This window comes from Streptomyces sp. NBC_00510, assembly GCA_036013505.1.
Classification (GTDB): Bacteria; Actinomycetota; Actinomycetes; order Streptomycetales; family Streptomycetaceae; genus Actinacidiphila.
Map to the genome: position 1 here is coordinate 9,347,987 of CP107851.1, position 17,927 is coordinate 9,365,913.

The 17,927-nt window shown below is 73.9% G+C and carries 11 protein-coding genes; 3 read left to right on the top strand and 8 right to left on the bottom strand.

The features are described 5' to 3' along the window. Positions 1-129: 129 nt before the first annotated feature. A complete protein-coding gene (locus OG937_42675) occupies positions 130-1,008 on the top strand; it encodes a DMT family transporter (protein ID WUD77944.1) in 879 nt (292 codons plus the stop codon). A 41-nt stretch (positions 1,009-1,049) separates the two neighbouring features. Here OG937_42675 and poxB read toward each other — a convergent pair whose 3' ends face one another. Both poxB and OG937_42685 read right to left on the bottom strand, forming a co-directional pair. After that, positions 1,050-2,789, bottom strand: a complete 1,740-nt coding sequence (gene poxB / locus OG937_42680) for a ubiquinone-dependent pyruvate dehydrogenase (protein ID WUD77945.1) — start codon at positions 2,787-2,789, stop codon at positions 1,050-1,052. A 264-nt stretch (positions 2,790-3,053) separates the two neighbouring features. Further along, positions 3,054-4,049 carry a LuxR C-terminal-related transcriptional regulator gene (locus OG937_42685; protein ID WUD77946.1) on the bottom strand — a complete coding sequence of 332 codons (996 nt, stop codon included), beginning with the start codon at positions 4,047-4,049 and terminating at the stop codon, positions 3,054-3,056. A gap of 169 nt (positions 4,050-4,218) precedes the next feature. On the opposite strand from OG937_42685, the gene OG937_42690 reads away from it, so the two are divergent. After that, positions 4,219-7,668, top strand: coding sequence for a S8 family serine peptidase (locus tag OG937_42690; protein WUD77947.1), 3,450 nt, complete (start codon positions 4,219-4,221; stop codon positions 7,666-7,668). A gap of 121 nt (positions 7,669-7,789) precedes the next feature. On the opposite strand, the gene OG937_42695 is transcribed toward OG937_42690, so the two are convergent. From OG937_42695 to lepB, 4 genes are all read right to left on the bottom strand, one after another. Continuing rightward, positions 7,790-9,274 (bottom strand): serine/threonine-protein phosphatase, encoded by a 1,485-nt coding sequence (locus OG937_42695; GenBank protein WUD77948.1) that lies wholly within the window; start codon positions 9,272-9,274, stop codon positions 7,790-7,792. Between the two features lie 59 nt (positions 9,275-9,333). Then, positions 9,334-10,596 carry a serine/threonine-protein phosphatase gene (locus tag OG937_42700; protein WUD77949.1) on the bottom strand — a complete coding sequence of 421 codons (1,263 nt, stop codon included), beginning with the start codon at positions 10,594-10,596 and terminating at the stop codon, positions 9,334-9,336. Between the two features lie 472 nt (positions 10,597-11,068). Next, positions 11,069-11,857: an IclR family transcriptional regulator gene (locus OG937_42705; GenBank protein ID WUD77950.1), complete on the bottom strand. Its 789-nt coding sequence runs from the start codon at positions 11,855-11,857 to the stop codon at positions 11,069-11,071. 132 nt (positions 11,858-11,989) lie between these two features. Next, positions 11,990-12,736, bottom strand: coding sequence for a signal peptidase I (lepB, locus tag OG937_42710; protein ID WUD77951.1), 747 nt, complete (start codon positions 12,734-12,736; stop codon positions 11,990-11,992). A 129-nt stretch (positions 12,737-12,865) separates the two neighbouring features. Here lepB and OG937_42715 point away from each other — a divergent pair, with 129 nt between their 5' ends. Next, the gene (locus tag OG937_42715; protein WUD77952.1) at positions 12,866-13,792 is read left to right on the top strand and encodes a hypothetical protein; all 927 of its coding nucleotides are present in this window, start codon (positions 12,866-12,868) and stop codon (positions 13,790-13,792) included. Between the two features lie 59 nt (positions 13,793-13,851). On the opposite strand, the gene OG937_42720 is transcribed toward OG937_42715, so the two are convergent. Both OG937_42720 and OG937_42725 read right to left on the bottom strand, forming a co-directional pair. Next, the gene (locus OG937_42720; GenBank protein ID WUD77953.1) at positions 13,852-16,758 is read right to left on the bottom strand and encodes a M4 family metallopeptidase; all 2,907 of its coding nucleotides are present in this window, start codon (positions 16,756-16,758) and stop codon (positions 13,852-13,854) included. A 195-nt stretch (positions 16,759-16,953) separates the two neighbouring features. Beyond that, positions 16,954-17,919 (bottom strand): phosphotransferase, encoded by a 966-nt coding sequence (locus OG937_42725; protein WUD77954.1) that lies wholly within the window; start codon positions 17,917-17,919, stop codon positions 16,954-16,956. Between the last annotated feature and the right edge of the window lie 8 nt (positions 17,920-17,927).

The following is a 17,927-nucleotide window of genomic DNA, read 5'->3' on the forward strand; positions in this document are numbered from 1 at the left end:
GCAGGAAACCGGTGGACGGCGAGCGGCGTCAACCGCATTTGCCGGAGGCCGGAGGGCCTGCGACGCGTCGCGCGGCGCGGTGGGGGAGCGCAGCGGTTAGCGTGGGCCGGGATCCGGAGGAGAGCCCTGGTGCAGACCACCCTTGCCGTGTTGTTCGCGCTGCTCGCGGCCGTCAGCAACGCCCTGGCCACCGTGCTCCAGCGCTACGCGGCCCGCACGGTCCCGCTCTCGGTGGGGCTGCGTCCGGCCCTCATGGGCGAACTGCTGCGCAAGCCCGTGTGGCTCGCCGGATTCGGCGCGGTGATCGCGGCGGCCGCGTTCCAGGCCCTGGCCCTGCTCAACGGCGCGCTCTCGCTCGTCCAGCCGCTGTTCGTCCTGGAGTTGCCCTTCGCCCTGTTCATCGGCGGCCTGGTGCTGCGCCGCCGGCTCCCGCCGCGTGGCTGGGCCGCCGTCGCCGCCATGGTGGTGGGGCTGGGCGTGGGGCTGTGGGCCGCGTCACCGAGCGGCGGGGTCGACCGGCCGCGCACCGGCCTGTGGGCGATGGCGGTGCCGAGTTGTGCCGCCGCCGTCCTGGTGCTCGTCGGCACCGCCGTCCGGCGTCCCGAGGGCCGCGTGCGCGCCGCCTGCTTCGGCCTGTCGGCCGCCATCTGCTACGCGCTGACCGCCGGGCTCCTGAAGGACGCCACGCAGGTGTGGGCCACCGACGGGGCGGCCGCCTTCTTCACCGTGTGGCAGACGTACGGGTTCGCGCTGGTCGGGGTCGCGGCCGTCTTCCTCCTGGAGAACGCCATGCAGTCCGGGCCCCTGGTGGCCTCCCAGCCCGCGCTGACGCTGGGGGACGCGACCGTGAGCCTCGCGCTGGGCGTGACGGTGTTCGAGGAGCAGCTGCGGGGAGGCTGGTGGCTCCTGCCCATGCTGCTGGGCGCGCTGCTCGTGGTGGCGGGCGCGTTCGTCCTGGTCCGGGTCCCGCTCGTCCGCACGTTGGTGGGGCCGGACGCACCCCGCTGAGCGGCACCCGGCGGGCGTCCGCGGGGGCCCCCGCCTCGCGTTCAGTCGAAGCCGAGATCCCGCAGATTGGTCTTCGCCAGCTCCACGATCTCGTCCGCCCGCCCGGACAGGATCGTGCGGGTCGCGAAGAGGGTGAACCCCTTGAGCTGGCCATAGGTGATCTTCGGGGGCAGCGACAGCTCGTGGCGCGCGGTACGGGCGTCGACCAGGGCGGGGCCGTCGTGGTCGAGCGCGGCCGAGAGCGCCTCGGCGAGCTGACCCGGCTGTTCGGCCCGGGCACCGAACAGCCCCGCCGCCCGGGCGACTTCGGCGTAGTCCGCCTCGCCCAGGTCGGTGCCGAAGTTGACGATGCCCGCGGCCTTCATCTCCAGCTCCACGAAGGAGAGCGCGGTGTTGTTGAAGACCACGATCTTGACGGGCAGGTCCAGTTGACGGAGTGTGAGCAGCTCCCCGAGGAGCATGCTCAGGCCGCCGTCCCCGCACAGGGCCACGACCTGGCGTCCCGGATGGGACGCCTGGACGCCGATGGCGTGCGGCAGGGCGTTGGCCATCGTGCCGTGGTTGAACGAGCCGATGAGCCGCCGGTGGCCGTTCATCGTCAGGTAGCGGGCCGCCCACACCGTGGGGGTGCCGACGTCGGCGGTGAAGACGGCGTCCGGGGTGGTGAGCTTGTCGACGGTGGCGGCGACGTGCTGGGGGTGCATGGGGGAGTCCGAAGGACCGGCCGCCGCGAGGTGGTCCAGCCGGCCGCGCACCTTCCGGTAGTGGCCGGTCATCCGGTCGGCGAAGGACCGGTCGGCCCGGGGACGGAGCAGCGGGAGCAGCGCGGCGGCGGTGTCCTTGACGGTGCCGACCAGCGGGACGTCGACGTCGGTGCGCCGCCCGATGTGCTCGCCGCGCACGTCGACCTGGACGACCGGCACGTCGGGGCCCGGGTAGAACTGGCGGTACGGGAAGTCGGTGCCGAGCATCAGCAGCGCGTCGCAGTGCTCCATCGCCCGGTAGCCGGAGCTGTAGCCGATCAGGCCGGTCAGCCCCACGTCGTACGGGTTGTCGTGCTCCAGGAACTCCTTGCCGCGCAGCGCGTGCACCATCGGCGCCTTCAGGGCGTCGGCCAGGGCCACCGCCTCGTCGTGCGCGTCGTGGCAGCCCGCGCCGCCGAGGATGGTGACCCTTTCCGCCCTGTTGAGGACCTCCGCGGCGCGGGCCAGGGCGGCGTCGTCCGGTCGTACGTGCGAGGAGGTCCCGACCACGGGCCGGGGCGGGACGGGCAGGTCGATGCCGGCCAGGAACAGCTCGCCCGGGATCACCAGCACCGCGACGCCCCTGCGCTCCAGCGCCGAGCGCATCGCGATGCGCAGCAACCGCGGGACCTGCTCCGGCAGGCTCGCCATCTCGCGGTAGACGCTGCACTCGCGGAACAGCTCCTGCGGATGCGTCTCCTGGAAGTACTCGCCGCCGATCTCGGCCCGCGGGATGTGCGCGGCGATCGCCAGCACCGGCACACGGCTGCGCTGGGCGTCGAACAGCCCGTTGATGAGGTGCAGGTTCCCCGGTCCGCAACTGCCCGCCGCCACCGCGAGCCGCCCGGTGACCGCGGCCTCGCCCGCCGCGGCGAAGGCGGCGGTCTCCTCGTGCCGCACGTGGGCCCACGCGACGGTCCCGTTGCGGCGCAGGGCGTCGGTGAAGCCGTTCAGCGAGTCCCCCGGCAGGCCGTACACCCGCCGTACACCGGAGGACGCGAGAGCCGCGACCATGACATCTGCGACGGTGGTACCCAAGAGGACTCCCTGGCGGCTCGTCGGGGGAACATCTGCGGTGCCCGCGGCACCCCGGACATTTTGTGACATCCCGTCCGGTCCGCGGGAAGCGACACGGCGCTCGGAGGATCGGCAGGTTCTCGCCGGGACGCGGCGCGGGAGGCGCCGGAGCGCGGGGCCGGAGCCGATGCCACGACGTGTCGAGGCGGGGTGACGGCGCAGGCGACGGCGGCTGCCGCGGCCTTCCGAAGGCCATGGGGCCCCGGGTCGTCGGCCGAAGCCCTGTCAGATCCACCCGCGGCGGGTGGCCTCCATGGCGATCTGGAAACGCGTCTGGGCGCCGAAGCGCTGCATGAGCCGGGTGACGTGGCGCTGGACGGTCCGTTCGCTCCAGCCCAGGGCGCGGCCGGCCGATTTGTCGGTGGCGCCCGCGGCGAGCAGCGTCAGCAGTTTCGCCTCCTCGGCGGACAGCCCGTCCGGCGCCGGCTCCAGCCTTCCCGGGGAGGCGCCGTTCGCCGGGAGGCGTACCTGCACCGCGCGCTCCCACACCGCCTCGAAGAGGGCGATCAGCGCGTCGAGCAGGGGAGAGGGGTGGATCAGGTAGGACGCCGTCACCGCGTCGTCGCCGGGGCGCAGCAGGGGGATGATGGCCAGCCGGTCGTCGGAGATGGCCAGCTTCATCGGCAGGCCGGCCGCGACCCGGGCCTGCTCGCCGTGCCGGACGCCGACGGTGACGTCCGCGAGCCAGCCGGGCAGGGCGAGCACGGTGCTGTCGTAGATGACGCGGTAGGCGACGCCGCGCTTGAGCAGTTCGAGCTCGATCGGGTTGGGCTCGGTGTGCTCCTCGACCGAGGCGTACGGTGGCCGGTCGAAGCCCCGGACCTGCGTGCGCGTGCTCTGCTGGAGTTGTGCCCAGCGGCGGTTGACGTCGTCCCGCCCCGAGACGACCTCGACGAGCTCCCCGGGGTTCACGAAGCGCGTGCCCGCGCGGTACAGGTCCATCAGGCCGGAGACATGGGAGCGCACGTCGTTCAACGCCCGTTCCCTGTCGCGCAGTACGGCTTCCAGGGCGCTGTCCGGTGAGACCGCGGCGTAGGTGACGGGGCGTCCGGTGGAGCGCACGGCGAGACCGAGGGAGACCAGCGACCGCACGCTGCGCCGCGTCGTGGGAGCGGGCAGCCGGCAGTCGTGGGCCAGGTCGGCGACCGTGGCGTGCACCCGGCGCACGAGGGACTCGTACACCGATTCGTCCTGCCGGCTCAGGCCGATGGATTCGAGCATGGTCCGCGGTCCGCCTTCGCGCTCTCTTCATGTGTCGTACTCCCGTCACCTGACGGGAAGTCGCCCCGCGATCATCTTGTCAGCCCGGTGAACCGGATGTCAGCGTTCCCCGCGGTACGTCGACATTCGGGTTCGAGGACGTGGACACACGTCGCACGAAGGAGCGCTCATGCCGCTGCCCGACCGCCGCTCGCTCCGACAACGGCGCCACCGCGCCTGGTTGCCGGCCCTCGGGTTGTGCACGCTGCTGCTCACGGCGCTCCCGGCCGCGGCACAGGAGAACGGTCCGGCGGCGCCGGGCCCGGTGAAGGCCGGCCGGGAGAAGATCGACCCCACGCTGCTGCGCAGGATGGACGCCGTCCGGGCACGGGGTGACGGACGCGTCGAGGCGGCCGTGGTGCTGCGCGACCGCGCCGGACTGCCCGGGCAGGGCGCGGACCCGGGTGCGGTGCGGGACGAACTCACGCGCAGCGCGCGGTCCGTGCAGTCCCCGGTCGTGGACCTCGTGCGGTCGCGCGGCGACCAGGTGCTGAACACATTCTGGCTCAAGAACATGGTCCTGGTGAAGGTCACGCCGCAGACCCTCCAGGAGCTCGCCTCCCTCGCCCCGGTCGACCACATCATCCCCAACTTCACCCTCCAGGCGCCCCCCGCCGAGCCGGACGAGGACGCCAAGGCGACCCGCGCGGCGGCCGCCGCGCCGAGCACCTGGGGCCTGACGAAGATCGGCGTCGACAAGGTGCGCGCCGAACAGGGGCCCACCGGCGAGGGCGTGCGCGTCGCCGTCCTGGACACCGGCGTCGACATCGACCACCCCGACCTCGCCGGGAAGCTCACCACCGACGACGCCAAGGACCCCGCCCACCCGGGCGGCTGGCTGGAGTTCAGCGGGAGCGGTGAGCCCGTCGCCTCCCTCCCGCACGACAGCAGCTTCCACGGCACCCACGTCGCCGGCACCATCGCGGGCGGCGACGCCTCGGGCACCGCGATCGGCGTCGCACCGGGCGCCGACCTCATGGCCGGACTGATCATCCCCGGAGGCTCCGGTACGCTCGCCCAGGTCATCGCGGGCATGGAGTGGGCGATCGCCCCGTACGACGCGCAGGGCAGGCCCGCCGGTGAACCCGCCGACGTCGTCAGCATGTCCCTCGGTGCCGAGGGCTACGCGGACGAACTGATCGAGCCCACCCGGAACATCTACCGCGCCGGCGTGTTCCCGTCCTTCGCCATCGGCAACCAGTGCGTCAGCGGCTCCGCCAGCCCCGGGAACGTGTACGAGGCCGTGTCCGTCGGCGCCACCGACGACGCCGACGACGTGGCGGACTTCTCCTGCGGCGAGGTCGTCGACCGCAGCGACTGGATCGACGCGCCCGCCGAATGGCCGCAGTCGTACGTGGTGCCCGACGTCTCCGCCCCCGGTGTCGACGTCCTGTCCACCCTGCCGGGCGGCGAGTACGGGCTGCTCAGCGGCACCTCCATGGCCACGCCGCACGTGTCCGGCACGGTCGCGCTGATGCTCCAGGCCCGCCCCGGCCTCACCGTCGACGACGCCCTCGGCATCCTCACCGGTACCTCCTTCTTCGACCAGCGCTACGGCGCGCGCCCCAACCCGCGCTACGGCTGGGGCCGCATCGACGCCTACGCCGCGGTGAAGGAGGCCGCGCTGCGCAGCGGCGTGCGCGGCACGGTCGAGGACGCCAGGACCGGCCGTCCGCTGGCGGGTGTCACCGTCACCCTCACCGGCACCGGACGCACCATCACCACCGGTGCCGACGGCCGCTTCGAGCTGCGCCTCGCGGCCGGTACGCACGAACTGCGGCTCACCCGCTTCGGCTACGTGGCGCAGGAGTTCACCGCGCGGGTGCGGGCCGACCGCTACACCGACGTCTCCCCGCGGCTCGACCCGACCCGCCGCGGGGTGATCACCGGCCGGGTCACCTTCGGACCGACGGGCTCCACGGTGCCCGGGGCGACGGTCACCGTCCTCGACGTCCCCGACCCGCTGAAGGCGACGACCGACCGCGAGGGCCGCTACACCATCCGCGACGTCCCCGTCGGCGCCTACGAGGTGTCCGCGAACGCGCCGGGGATCTCCCGCTCCAAGCCCGTACGGGTCGTCGTCCGCGGATCGGGTCCTGCGGCCCGCGCCGCCCTGCGACTGCCCCGGCCGTCCGCGACCGAACGCGTGTCGCTGACCTCCGAGGGCAAGCAGGGCAACCACGAGGCGTGGTGGCCCAAGCTGAGCGCCGACGGTTCCGCGGTGGCCTTCGCCAGCCCGGCCTCCAACTTCGCCTCCGGCGACACCAACGGCGAACTCGACGTCTTCGTCACCGACCTCCACACCGGGGAGACCGAGCGCGTGTCGGTCGCCTCCGACGGCGCCCAGGCGGACAGCTTCTCCCTGACGCCCACGCTCAGCGCCGACGCGCGGTGGGTCGGCTTCAACAGCGGCGCGACCAACCTCGTGCCCGGCGACACCAACCAACAGACCGACGGTTTCGTGCACGACCGCAGGACCGGCACCACGGAACGCGTGTCCGTCGCCTCCGACGGCACCCAGGGCAACGGACTGTCCTCCGCCCCCGCCCTCAGCGCCGACGGACGCTACGCGGTGTTCAACAGCGACGCCGACAACCTGGTGCCCGGCGACACCAACAACACCACCGACGTCTTCGTCCGCGACCGGCAGACCGGTACCACCAGCCGGATCTCGCAGGCCCCCGGCGGCGCGCCCGGCGACGGCGCCTCCAGGGAGCAGTCGGTCAGCGCCGACGGACGCTACGTCGCCTTCCAGAGCGCCGCGGGCAACCTGGTGCCCGGCGACACCGACGGCGAGCTCGACGTCTTCGTCCGCGACACGCAGACCGGCACGACCACCCTGGTGCCCGGTCCGCGGCCCGGCGAGAACACCGGTCCCGTCATCAGCGCCGACGGCCGGGTCGTCGCCTTCACCAACAACTGGCAGCTCTTCACCCAGGACCTGCGGACCGGCACCTCCGAGCAGGTCTCCGTGAACTCCGCCGAGTCCCCGGCCGACGACTGGGCCTTCGCACCCGCGCTGAGCGACGACGGCAGCAAGGTCGCCTTCTACAGCTACGCGACCAACCTCGCCACCGTCGACACCAACCGGCAGCTGGACGTCTTCGTCCGCGACCGCACGGCCGGCACGACCGAGCGCGTGTCCACCGGTCTGGAGGGGGCGGAGGCCGACGGCGCGTCCGACCTCCCCTCCCTCAGCGGGGACGGGCGGTACGTGGCGTTCGAGAGCGCCGCGACGAACCTCGTCGCCGACGACACCAACCGCCGGTACGACGTCTTCGTCCACGACCGGGTCGCGGGCCCGGAACCGGTCTTCGCGCTGAGCGGGCTGTCCGTGACCCCGCACGGCGCCCGGCCCGGCAAGGCGGTGCACGTCTCCGCCCGTGTCAAGAACGTCGGCGAGCGGACGGGTGACTACGAGGCCGTGCTCCTGGTCGGGGACGCGGTCGAGCAGCGCAGCACGGTCCGTGTCCGGGCCGGGCACGACGTCCGCGTCGACTTCACCGTGCGCCGTGGCACGGCCGGCACCTACAGCGTCAGGCTCGGCGCGCTGACGGGGGAGTTCACCGTACGGAAGTGATTCCTGCGAGCGGCTGACACGGCGGTCCCGCGCCCGGGCTCCCCGGGCGTGGGACCGCCACGTTCGTCGTTCCTCATTCCACGTTCCGGCGGCCGTTCCGTGCCGCGACGGCGATGACGGCTCAGCAGGGCTGTTTGGCCCAGATGGTCTTGCCCTCCTGGGTGTGGCGGCAGCCCCAGCGCTGGGTGAGCTGGGCGACGATGAACAGTCCGCGGCCGCTCTCGTCGAGGGTGCGGGCCCGCCGCAGGTGCGGCGTGGTGCTGCTGCTGTCGGAGACTTCGCAGGTCAGGCCGTCGTCGTGGCGGATGAGACGGAGCCGGACCGGCGGAAGGGCGTGGCGGATGGCGTTGGTGACGAGTTCGCTGACGATGAGTTCCGTCGTCGGTGTGGCGTCCGGGAGCCCCCAGGCGGCCAGCTTCCCCGCCACGTGCTTGCGCGCGTGGGAGACGGCGGCGGGGTCGGCCGTCAGGTCCCAGGTGGCGACGGCGCAGCTGTCGAAGGTGCGGGTACGGGCGGCGAGGACGGCGGTGCGGGGCCGGTCGGCCTCGGGCAGCGCGCGCAGGACGGAGCGGCACACGGCGTCGAGGGTGGGGCCTTCCTGCCGGACGCTGGTGAGGGTGCGCAGCAGTTCCTCGGTGGCCGGCCCGCCGAGGCGGGTGTCGGTGTGCACCAGCAGGAGACTGCCCGCCGGCAGGTCCAGCTCGGTGGCCTCGGAGGACGGCCGCGCCTTCCCCAGCGGCCGGGACGGCGGGAGCGCGACCGTCGTGACCGCGCCGTCGGGAGTGAGGACGACCGGCGCGGGGTGTCCGGCGCCGGCGAGCGAACACCGGCCGGACACGGGGTCGTAGACCGCGTACAGGCAGGCGGCACTGACGCCCGTGCCCGCGGGGCGCAGCCGGCCGAGCACGTCGTCGAGATGGGTGAGCAACTCGTCCGGCTGGAGGTCGATGTCGGCCAGCGTGCGCACCGCCGCCCGCAGTTCGGCGGCCGCCTCGCCCGCCGCCGACCCGTCCTCGGCGGAGACCGAGCCGGCCACGAGGGCGACCCGGGCGCCGGGCAGCGGGATGGCGTCGAGCCAGTGGGCACTCGGCCCGGAATGGTCGCAGGCGGGCAGGCAGCGGCCGACGACCTCCACCGCCGCCGACCGCGGCAGGGACGTGACCGGAAGGCCGTCGGGGGGCGCCGGGGCGGTCTCGCCCCCGTTGTGCGAGGGTTCCGCCGACGCCGTGACGGCGGGTTCCGCGGGGAAGCACGACCCCGCGGCCGCGCACTGCCGGCCCTGCAGCCACAGGCGGACCCGGCACAGGACGAGGCTGAGGGCGAAGGACAGCGCGGCCGCCAGGATGACCACGGTCCGGCCGCCCACCGACACTCCGTGGATCGCGAAGCCGTAGATCACCACGCTGGCGGCGAGCGTGGCGGCGCCGATGACGAAGGTGCGCCTGACGGGCAGCAGGGAGGCTGCCACGAGGGGCACGAACGCCGAGTACTCCGACCATCGGACGAGGCCGCCCGAGGACGCCTCCAGCTGGACCGCGCAGATGGCCCCGAGGTAGCCGAGGAGCAGCAGGGGGCCGATGCCCCACGGGAACCGGAGCGCGGTCATGCTCGCCAGCACCCTGCCGTGACCGGTGTGTCCGTTCGCCCGCACCGTCCGCCCGCCGTTCACGGGGCGGCCTCCGCCGGATGGGGCGACCGGGGCGCGGGCGGAGCCTGACCGGCGCCCGGCACGCACGGGCGCTGCACCGCCACCATCGCGAGGTCGTCGTCGAGGTGCCGCCCGGTGTGGGCGTCCAGCTCCTCGCCGACGTTCCGCAGCAGTTCGTCCGGCGCCTCCCAGCTCCAGGTGCCGGCCCGTTCGTGGAGCGGGTAGAAGCCGCCCGAGGCGTCCCGGGCCTCGATGGCACCGTCGGTGTACAGCAGGAGGGTGTCACCGGCTCCGAACGCGAAGGTGTCGAGGCGGTAGTCGTCCGGGGCGTCGCCCGCCAGCCCGAAGGGCGGTGCGGGCCGGTGCGCCTCCAGGGTGGTGACCCGGCCGCAGTGCCGCACCAGCGGCGGCGGGTGCCCGCAGCTGACGACCCGTACGACGTCTGTGTCGTCGGGCACCTCCACCAGGAGGGCGGTGACGAAGCGCTCACCGGCCTCGGGGTCGGCCTCGGTGAGCTGGGCCAGATGCCTTTCGACGCTGAGTTCCAGCGAGGCCGCCAGCCCGGGCAGGGTGGCGTGGTGGTGGGCGGCCTCGCGGAACGCGCAGAGGAGGACGGACGCGTCCTCCACGGCCGGCAGCCCCTTGCCGCGGACGTCGCCGATCAGGAACCTCGTCGTCCCTCCGGTGCGGGCGGCGCCGAACAGGTCCCCGCCCACCAGGGCGTGCGCGGCGGCCGCACGGTAGACGGAGGCGACCCGCAGCGGGCCCATGCGTGGCGGGATCGGCCGCAGCAGCACCCGCTGGGCCGCCTCGGACACCGCCCGCACCTCGTTGAGTTCCCTCAGGTCGCGGTCGTGCAGCGTGCGCGCGGCGATGACGAACCCGGAGACCGCCAGCAGCGCACCGATGTGGATGGGCAGGACCGACGAGTGCAGCAGCCCGTCGTGGCGGTCGACGACCAGCATCGCGGCGCTGGCGACGAGGGCCACGAACGCGGTGAACCGGGCGCGTGCGAACGCGGCCGTGGAGGTGGGGGCGGCCACCAGCAGCGGGGACAGGTGGATGGCCACGGGGGCGAGGGACCCGGCCAGGGTGATCGCCGCGATCAGTCCGGCCGGCAGGGACACCTGGGTGTGGATGCCCGGCTTCGGGACGCGCTCGCCGGCCCGGCCGGTGCGCCCGAGGTGCCTCCCCCGTCCGCCGGCGAGGCGCGCTCCGGATGGGCGGATGCGGGGCCCTGCCTGCGCTGTTGTCGGGACGGGGGAAGAGAAGAGATTCATGGGGGGTCCTGCGGGTGGTTCGTACGCCGTGCGCGGACGGGACGCGTGCAGTGCGCCTGCGCCTTCCGGCACGGTGGGAACGCGTGGCCGCGTCCCTGCGGACGGACGGGACGTCACCCGGCCCGGTGGGGATCCGGCCGGTCGGCCGGTACGGTCAAGGGCGGCCTGCGGCCTGCGCGGCGGCCTGGGACACGGCCGCCCGGGCGGGGCCGTACGGGGCGGGCGGTAACACCGGCAGCCGCCGGTCCGTGACGGGGCATCCGGCACCGCCGGGTGCCAGGGGCGCGTGAACGGAGCCGGTACCGGCTGTGTCCGGGCACCGGCAGGCGCGCGGACTCGTCTGGATCATGGCTCCACCGTCCTCACTTTGCCGCATCGTGGAAGCCATTGCCGCAATGCGGTATCCACTGTGCGACCCGCATGGGACATCGTCAAGGCAACCGGGTCGGCGCCGGGACGCGGCGGGTGCGGCCTAGCCGTCGTTGCCCCGCCACATCCGCCCCTCGGCGATGGCCGACGCGCAGTCGATCGCCTGGACCGCGAGGTCCTTGGCCCGGGCAGAGGTGAGGCGGTGCGAGGGTCCCCCGAGGCTCACCGCGGCGATCACCCGGCCGTCGCTGGAGCGGACCGGGACGGCCAGTGAGTTCAGGCCGGGCTCGAGCTCCTCCTCGGAGAACGCCCAGCCCTGCTCCCTGACCTCCTCGAGCTGCCCCCGCAGGACCGCCGGGTCCACCACGGTCCGCGGGGTACGGGCCGTCAGGCCCTCGTCCAGGACGAGGGCGAGGACCTCCGCGTCGAAGGCCATGAAGACCTTGCCCGCCGCGCTGGGCTGCAGGGGCATGACCTGGCCGACGTGGCCCCGGTAGACGATCGAGTGCGTCGACTGCGCCCAGATCACGGTGACGCGCCTGCCGCCCTGCCGGACCTGCAGGCCGCAGCACTCGCCGCACCGGTCCCGCAGGGCCGTCACGAGGGGTCTGGCCGTGGCGATGAGGTCTGAGGCGGCGGTGGCCGCGGCCGACCAGGCGATCACCCGCAGACCGATGCTGTAAACGGTCCCCTCGCGCTGGAGGAGGTTCTCCCGGACGAGCGTGCGCAGGATGCGCGCGACGGTGGAGGACGGCAGCCCGGTCCTGCGGACGATCTCCGAGGCCTGGAGGCGGGGGGTGGTCACGGAGAAGCAGTCCAGGATCTCGGCGGACTTCCGGACCACCTGCACGGAGCCGTTCGCCGCCCCGTTGCGATCGCGATCAGCGCTCATGGGCGCATCGCCTTCTCTCGTCCTCGCATGGCGGGAAGCGGTCCCGCATCGTGGCACCTCCCTACTGTCGGTGCCGTGCCGCGAGGGGTCAAGCAAGGCGGGCCTTGCCGTGCGGGACCGGGCCGCCGCAGGTCAGGACCGGTCGAAGGTCGCGGGCACCGGCAGCGTGGACCACCGTGGCACCGGCCAGGCGACGACGAAGGCGCGGCCTACCACGTCGTCCAGGGGCACGAAGCCCCCTCCGGGTTCGTTCACGTGGGCGCGTGAGTCCCACGAGGCGTCGCGGTGGTCGCCCATCACCCACAGGTGGCCCTCGGGGACCGTGACCTTTCCGACCGGGAGGTCGTCGCACGGCGTGGCGCCGGGGTAGACGTACGGCTCGTCCAGCGGCTTCCCGTTCACCGTGACCGGCTCGCCGCGCTCGCACTCCACGGTGTCGCCGCCGACCGCGATCACGCGCTTGATGAGGTCCCGCTCGTCGGAGGAGGGCGCCAGTCCGATGAACGCGAACGCCTTCGTGATCACGTTGCCGCCGCTCTGCTGCGGCTGGCCGCGCAGCCAGCCGCCGGGATCGCGGAAGACGACCACCTCGCCGCGCTGCGGGGTCGCCCCGAACCACGGGGTGAGCTTGTCGACCAGGACCCGGTCGCCCACCTGCAGGGTGTTCTGCATGGAACCCGAGGGGATGGAGAAGGCCTGCACGAAGAAGGTCTTGATCCCCAGCGCCATGACCAGTGCCACGACGACCAGGATCGGCAGCTCCTGCCACCAGGGACGCTGCGCCCGGACCCTTCGGGGCCGTCTCCGGCGGGCCGGCGCCTCCGGTGCGTCCTCGCCGGTGCCGCGGAACCCCGTCCGGCCGTCCTCTCCAGCGGTCATGCCTGCTCCTCCACGGTGTCGGTACGACGGGCGCGGTGCGTGCCCGTACACCTGAACGATCAGGAGTTCCCGCCGCACCCTCCCGCGGGCGAGGGAACCGGGACACCGGCCCGCGCGTGGTGAATGGACATGATCGGGAAGAGCGACGCGACCGCTGTGGCGGCACATCTGGCGGCGGTCTGGTGCGTGGGCTGGGCCCTGACCGGCGTCCAGTTCCAGGCGGTGCTCTTCGCGCTGTTCCTCGGCAGGCCGGCGGTCCTGGCGATCGTGCTCGCCTGCGGGGCGGCCCTGGCGGCGACGCTGCTCGCGGGCCTGGGCAGGGCCGCCCGGAGCGTCGTGCCGCTCACCCGCCGGGCGGCGGGGCTGTGGGCCTGGACGGCCGGGGTGTACGCGTCCGGCACCGGTGGTGCGTTCGCCGTGGCGGTGGTGCTCCACCAGGTCGACCACCTGGCGGACTGGGGCGTGCTGTTCACCGCCGGAGGGACCTGTCACGCGCTCGCCGCCGCGTTCCTCCTGCCCGGCGCCAGGGCCCGGCTGACCGCCCTCGCCGCGGCCGCCGTCCTCGCGGCGGGCGGGGCGTACGCCGCCTGGGACGCCGCGCGCCCGCCCACCCTCGACGCGTGGCTGAGCGCCAACGGGGTGGACCGCGCCCTGCTGCGCGTCGGCGACCCGCCGCCCGGTTACACGCTGCACGTCGGGGGTGCGAGCGCCGACGGTTTCGGCGCCCGCTACGAGAGCGCCGGCTCGCCGGCCCTGGGCCTCCAGGTCGAACGTGCCGGACACGACACACGGCGCGTCGACGCGCGCGGCTGCCCCGTCCCGTTCGGCCAGGAGATCCACTGCCGCGACGACGGGGGCGGCCGCCTGCTGATCGTCCACGGCGGCGACCATCCCACCCGCGAACTGCGGCTGCCTCGCGACGGCCTGGTCCACACCGTGAACCTGGACGGATCCGGCGAGGCCGGGCTGCCCGTGGCCCGCCGGGTCCTGTCGACGCTCCGGCCGGCGACGCGCGCCGAACTCGCCGCTCTGGTGGAGCTGCCGATGCCGCGCTGACGGCTCCCGTTCCCGGTGGGCCGGGGCCGGCGTGCGCCGCCGGCCCACCGGACGTACCGTCAGCGGCAGTCGCCTGCCGGGCGGTCGCGGGTCACCAGGTCGAAGGACGTGGTGGTCGTGTCCAGCCACAGCACACGGCCGCCGGTGGCGGCCACCGCGTGCGTCTGCCGGCCCGGGGCGCACGAGACGCGGCCCAGCGGCGCGCCCTTGGCCGTGTACTGGTAGAGCTTCGTGTCCAGGTACGGCAGGCCCGTCGGGGACATCGGGTCGACCGTGAGCGTGACGGCCGTGTCCGACGCGGTCAGGGTCCAGGCCCCAATGGTCGCGGACGAGGTCGCGCGGATGACGTCCGTGGTGCCTGTGCCGTCGAGGCCGCTCCTGCGCAGGGCCGACTGCCCCTCGTCGAAGGGGTCCTCGTCGGCGAGCCAGTACACGCCGGAGGAGGTCGCCACGGGCGGGCTGGTCCACACCGCGCGGCCCGGGGTACCGAGGGCGGTCCTGCCCGTCCGCGTGTCGTAGACGTCGACGACGGCACGCCGGTGGCCGGGGTCGTCGCCCCACCAGCCGCTGACGGTGTACGCGATGCGCCCGTCCTTCACGGAGGGCGACTCGGCCCGGACGTCCGCGTCGCCGGCGGTGGCGTCGGGGCGGTTCAGCGGGACGGTGCGCGGCGCGGGGTCGGAGCCCTTGAGGTAGCGGAGGGTGGTGTGGGCCTGGTCGTCGTTCTCGTACCAGGCGACCGTGTCGCCGTCCATGCTCAGGCTGCCGATCGAGGCGGAGGCGGTGCTGTAGAGCCGCTTCGCCGGGCCGCCGGTCACGGGGGCGGACATGAGGTCGTAGGTGTCGCCGACGGCGAGCCACACCACGCGCTTGCCGTCGGTGACGGGGCTGAGGTGGTAGCGGCCGTCCTCCGGTGAGACCTGGCGGGCCTTGGCCTTGCCGTCGGTGCGGCCGGTCCACACGGCGTACGGGGCCGCGCTGTCGGCGCTGGAGCGGGGGACCGCCCACCAGCCGCCGCCCGTGGCGGGGCCGATGTCGTTGGCGAGACCGGTCTCCAGGGTGCCGAGCCGGCCGAGCAGGACGTCGCTGTCGAGGCCGAGGTTCTGCTCCCAGCCGGGGACGATGCCGTGGGCGTCGAAGGCCTTCTTCACCTTGGCCAGGCGGTCGCCCTTGACGTGCAGGGACTTGGCGGCGGCGATGACCGCGTCACGGCCCTCGGTGAAGCCGTCGAGGGGGGTGATGTAGGAGGTGAGGGCCTTGTAGACGATTTTGTCGGCGAGTTCGCCGCCGAGGCTCTCGCGGATGTCCCACAGCGCGCCGCCGAAGATGTGCGAGTTCAGGTGCACACCTCCCTGGTCGTTGCGCGAGCCGAGCGGCATGCTGATGAAGTCCCCGGTGCCCGCGCCGTCGTTGAGGTCGCGGAAGGCGCACTCCTTCGGCGTCAGCGTGCGGCACAGGTCGCCGCCGATCAGACCGGCGTCCGGGTCGTCCATGCGCGTGCGGCTGACGGTGACGTCGATGGCGTTGCCGAGGTAGTCGGCGATGGCCTCGTTCATGGCGCCGGACTGGCCGGCGTAGACGAGGTCGGCGGTGTGCTCGACGACGCCGTGCGTCATCTCGTGGCCGACGACGTCCAGGTCGGAGGCGAGGGAGCGGTACTCGTCGTCACCGGTGCCGTACACCATCTTGCTGCCGTCCCAGAAGGCGTTCACCCAGGGGTAGCCGAGTTCGGCGGTGACGCCGACGAGGGAGTTGATGGCCATGCCCTCGTCGTCGAGGCTGTCGCGCCGGAAGGTGCCGCGGTAGAACTCGTACACCTTCCCGGCCGCCCAGTGGGCGTCCACCGCCCCGCTGTCGGTCATCTCCTGCGGCGCCTTCGTGGTCGGCATCGCGAACGGGACCACGCCTTCCGGCCACCCGCCGTCGAGGTCCATCCACCACAGGCTGGAGGCGTCCCAGGTCTGGATGACGTTGTGGGTCTTGCTGTCGGCCATGTGCGCGGTGTCGCGCAGCAGGTACTGACCGGTGGCGGCGTCCTTGCTGAGGTTCAGCGGCACGGTGGTGCCGTTCAGCAGCCTGCCGCTGCCGGTGACGCCCACCGGCGCGGTCGCGGGAGCGGTGGATGTCGCGGCTCTCGTCGAAGTGCCGTTCCCTGCCGCTGCGGTGGCGGGTGCCGCGGCCGTGAGGGTGCGCAGCGCGCCGGCCTCGAAGCGGAGGACGCCGGTGGCGGCGTCGACGTAGACCTCCTGGACCACGGGCGCGCCGGTGGCCGGGTCGGTGCCGCGCACGGTGACGTGGCGGGCGAGCACGCCCTTGCCGGTGGGCAGCACGGTCAGCCCGCGGTCGGTGCCGGTCAGAGCGGCCGTGGCCGCGGACCGGGACGGTGCGGCCCCGCCGCCTGTTGCGCGCGGCCCGCGGGCGAGGGAGTCCTCCACCTGACGCACGGCACGCTGCACGGCGGTGGGGGCGGGGAGGGTGGGGTGCGTGGTGTCGAGGTCGAGGGCGGTGAAGTAGGAGCCGGAGGTGCCGGTGACGGTGCGTTTGCCGTTCTTGTGGTTCATGCGGACGACGTACTGGGCGCCCAGGACGGGGATGCCGTGGTACTTCTGGCCCAGGCGGACGGTCTCGGTGCCGTCGGCGTCGGTGGTGACGGCGTCGGTGGTCAGGTCGCGGTCGGGGGCGGGGATGCGGTAGCGGTTCCGGTGGCCTGCCAGGTGGGTGCGGGCGGCGGTGGCGGCGGGTACGGAGGCGTCGGCCGCGTCGGCGAGGCCGTCGATCAGGGCGGGGGTGTCGGTGGCCGGCTGCGGCGCGGGCACCGCCCCGGTACCGGTGCCGGTGGTGGGGTCGGCGGCGTGGGCGGGGCCGGTCAGGCCGGTGACGCCCAGGGCGACGGCGGCGGCGAGCAGGACGGACAGGCCGGTGCGGCCGGATCGGTGAACCGGTCTGGGCCGTATGCGTGTTGACATGGACGAATGCCTCCGGCAGCCCGGAGTGACCCGGGCTCGGTAGTGGGACATCGGATGCACGGCGCACCTTCGCGCCCGCGGCTCGCCCTGCACCCTCGTGGTGATCACACCCGGGTGACAAGACGAAAGCCGGGGGGAGTACGCGCAGTTGCACAGATGGGAACGGTGTCCGGCACCGGACGCCTGCCTGTTGGGTCAGGCGTCGCCGTAGCGGGCGAGCAGCGCCGCGACGTAGGTCTCCAGGCGCGTCGCGAGCGTCGCCGGGGTGAGGTCGGTGCGGCCGAGTTCGCGCCAGGGGACGGCGACCTTCTCGGCGTCGGGTGCGAAGGCGAGGGCGTCCAGGAGCCGCCAGTAGAGGTGGGCGCCGGGGGAGGCCGCCAGCCGGCCGCCCGCGGCGGTGTAGAGGTCGGCGAAGCGCAGTCCTGCCCCTGGTCCGTGCAACAGCGCGAGTGCCGTGGCGCAGTGGGCCACGTCGAGGTCGGCGGGACCCCAGGAGGTCTCGACCCAGTCGACGACGCCGGAGATGCGCAGGTGGCCGCCGTGCCCGGAGAACAGGACGTTGCCCGGGTGGAAGTCGCGGTGCAGGAACAGGCCTTCGTGGGCGGGCGGGTCACGGCGTATGACGTCCACCGCGCGGGCCCACAGGTCCGGACGGCTCGTGGCCTCGGGCGGGCGGACGCGCTCAGGCGCCGTCCAGGCCTGGTAGGTGCGGGGCCGGTCCGTCTCGCCGACGTCGAGCCCGTGGACGCGGACGAGTTGACGGGCCAGCAGCCACGCCCGCGCCCCTGCGTCCGTGTCCTCCAGGCGTACCTCCCCCGGGAGGAGGGACATGAGCAGCGACGGATGGTCGCAGTGCTCCGCCGTCGCGTCGACGGCGTGGAACTCGGCGGCGGGGACGGCGGTCGGGCCGAGCAGCGCCAGGATCCGCGCCTCACGGGTGAGCAGGCCCTCCGCGTGCCGGAGGTAGAAGGGCTTCACGAAGGAACGCAGCACCAACTGGCGTCCGCCTCCCGGCCCCGTGACCCGCAGGCGGCGCATCTGCGAGGTCCAGCCGCCGCGGAGCCGCTCCGCGGACTCGAGGTGTTCCCCGTCGCGCAGGTGCCGCTGCACCCAGGCGCGGGTGGCCGTCCAGCCGGGCTCGTTCTCCTCCGTCGCCGTCATCAGGGCAC

Bases quoted from the DNA above. Each gene is read 5' to 3' on its own strand.
- OG937_42725 (WUD77954.1), bottom strand. From the start codon at position 17,919: ATGACGGCGACGGAGGAGAACGAGCCCGGCTGGACGGCCACCCGCGCC.
- lepB (WUD77951.1), bottom strand. From the start codon at position 12,736: ATGACCGCTGGAGAGGACGGCCGGACGGGGTTCCGCGGCACCGGCGAG.
- OG937_42700 (WUD77949.1), bottom strand. From the start codon at position 10,596: ATGAATCTCTTCTCTTCCCCCGTCCCGACAACAGCGCAGGCAGGGCCC.
- OG937_42715 (WUD77952.1), top strand. From the start codon at position 12,866: ATGATCGGGAAGAGCGACGCGACCGCTGTGGCGGCACATCTGGCGGCG.
- OG937_42705 (WUD77950.1), bottom strand. From the start codon at position 11,857: ATGAGCGCTGATCGCGATCGCAACGGGGCGGCGAACGGCTCCGTGCAG.
- OG937_42690 (WUD77947.1), top strand. From the start codon at position 4,219: ATGCCGCTGCCCGACCGCCGCTCGCTCCGACAACGGCGCCACCGCGCC.
- OG937_42720 (WUD77953.1), bottom strand. From the start codon at position 16,758: ATGTCAACACGCATACGGCCCAGACCGGTTCACCGATCCGGCCGCACC.
- OG937_42695 (WUD77948.1), bottom strand. From the start codon at position 9,274: ATGACCGCGCTCCGGTTCCCGTGGGGCATCGGCCCCCTGCTGCTCCTC.
- OG937_42685 (WUD77946.1), bottom strand. From the start codon at position 4,049: ATGCTCGAATCCATCGGCCTGAGCCGGCAGGACGAATCGGTGTACGAG.